We start from the raw sequence: 2,323 nt of genomic DNA, 5'->3' as shown, positions 1-2,323 counted from the left end.
CCCCCCCCCCCCCCCCCCCCCCCCCTTCCCAACCAAAAACCGACACCCCAGATGTAGCTCCGTCTCGTGGGCTCGGAGATGTGTATAAGAGACAGGAGTCGGGGTGGCCAGGAGGGGGCGGTCGGGTCAGACGCTGGCCGTGACCTTGATGCCTTCCTCCTCCTCGCCGGTGGCGAGCTTGCTGTGGCTGCGCGAGTACAGGAAGTAGACGAGGAACCCGGCTGCCATCCAGACGATGAACCGCAGCCACGTCTCCAGCGACAGGTTGAGGATGAGGTAGAAGCAGGCGAGCGCCGACAGCCACGGGATGACCGGGTTGCCGGGAACCCTGAAGGACCGCTTGAGGTCGGGGCGGCGCTTGCGCAGGATCGGGATGGCGAGCGAGACGAGCAGGAACGCCGTCAGGGTCCCGATGTTGACCATCTCCTCGAGCTTGCCGATCGGGGTCAGTGACGCGATGAGGGCGACGGCCGAACCGATGATGATCGTCAGCTTGACGGGGGTGCCGGTCCGCGGGTTGGTGACCCCGAGCCCGCTCGGGATGAGGCGGTCGCGGCTCATGGCGAACGTCACGCGCGTGGCCCCGATCATGAGGGTCATGACGACGGTCGTGAGGCCGGCGACGGCGCCCGCGGAGATCAGGGTCGCGTACCCGTCCTTGCCCACCGAGGTGAAGGCGGAGGCGAGGGCGGCGTCGGGGTCGATCTTGTTGTACTTGACCATGCCGGTGATGACGAGCGAGACCGCCATGTAGAGGATCGTGCAGATGACGAGCGAGCCGATGATGCCGATGGGCAGGTCGCGCTGCGGGTTCTTGGCCTCCTCGGCCGTCGTCGCGACGACGTCGAAGCCGATGTAGGCGAAGAACACGACGGCGGCGCCGGCCATGATGCCGAGCACGCCGAACGTCACCGGTTCCATGCCGGTCACCCACTGGAGCAGCGGCTGCTCGAGGCCGCTCTTGGAGCTCCCGGTCGTCGACGGCGGGACGAACGGCGACCAGTTGTCGCGGTTGATGAAGCCGATGCCGGCGAAGATCACGAACAGGACGATGAAGACCTTGATCGCCACGAGGACGAGGTTGACGCGCATCGACTCCTTGATGCCGACCGCGACGAGCACGGTGAGCAGGACGATGAGCACGAAAGCCGGCAGGTCGAAGTGCGAACCGGGGGCCACGGCCGATGGCCAGGTGACCCCCAGCTGGTCCAGGAGCTTGACGAAGTAGGTGGACCAGCCCTGAGCGACGACGCTGGCGCCGAGCATGAGCTCGAGCAGCAGGTCCCAGCCGATGATCCACGCGATGATCTCGCCGAGCGTCGCGTAGGAGAACGTATAGGCCGAGCCCGAGATCGGCACGGTCGAGGCGAACTCGGCGTAGCACAGCGCCGCCAGACCACAGACGACGGCGCCGATGACGAACGACAGGGCGATCGACGGGCCGGCGTACTCCTTGGCCGCCTTGCCTGTCAGCGTGAAGATGCCGGCACCGATGATGACGCCGACGCCGAAGACGGTGAGGTCGAGCGCGGTCAGGCGCTTCTTCAGGTGGTGGTCGGCCTCGCCGGCCGAGGCCATCGACGCCTCGATCGACTTGGTGCGAAAGATGCTCATGTGGGCCTCCCGGGGTGGAGTGCGTTCGTCAGCATCTGCCCAACGTAGACCCCTCGGGTGCCCGCGGCGAGCCGTGCTGTGCGCGAGTCCAACCCGCGATCCGACGTGCGGTCGGCGGGATCGGGATGCGGCCGGCGCGGGTATGTCTGGGTGGTTGCCGCGGCGGTGTCAGGACTCGCGACCACCGCGGTCGCGGACCGGCCAGATCGGGCCGGTGTCGGCGCTGCGCCGGCGACGCTTGACGTCGTCGCTCTCGTAGACGGTCTCGGGCCGCGACCCGCGCTGGACCGGGACGGCGCGCGAGTAGGAGTCGAGCCGGTCCTGGATGGGGTTGTGGGTCCGGTGCACGTCCGGGTACGACTCGCCTCCCGCGCCGCCGGTGGCCCTGATGGGGCTCCCGGGCGGCGTCGGGCCGCCACGGCCGCCGCGGCCCCCGAGGCCGTCGTCGGGCAGGTCCGGCAGGTCGCCGTCGATGTCGTCGTAGTCCTCGTCGCCCGGTGGGGGCGTGATGTGGAAGATCTCGGCGCAGATGACGCGGTACGTCCGGTCCGGGTCCGGTACCCACTTGACCTCTCGGAGCGCCTGGTCCTGGCCGGCGCTCTCGAGGACGAACTTGCCGTAGCCGAGGAGACGTCCCGGCACCGTGCGCACATAGCTCATGTCGGTGACCTTGAGCAGCGGCATCATCGCGACCTTCTTCGTGACGATC

Annotated in this window: 1 protein-coding gene and 1 pseudogene; both read right to left on the bottom strand. The window is 68.4% G+C overall.

Features of this window, described 5'->3' with window-relative positions:
* Positions 1 to 126: 126 nt before the first annotated feature.
* On the bottom strand, positions 127 to 1,614 hold the full coding sequence (locus ACR9ZK_RS21375) for an amino acid permease (protein ID WP_481343977.1): 1,488 nt from the start codon (positions 1,612 to 1,614) through the stop codon (positions 127 to 129).
* A gap of 168 nt (positions 1,615 to 1,782) precedes the next feature.
* A pseudogene (locus ACR9ZK_RS21370) lies at positions 1,783 to 2,323 on the bottom strand (PH domain-containing protein); the annotation flags it as partial.

It is taken from the genome of Monashia sp. HAY1-5C (assembly GCF_056755255.1).
This window is presented reverse-complemented; position numbering and strand designations above follow the sequence as displayed.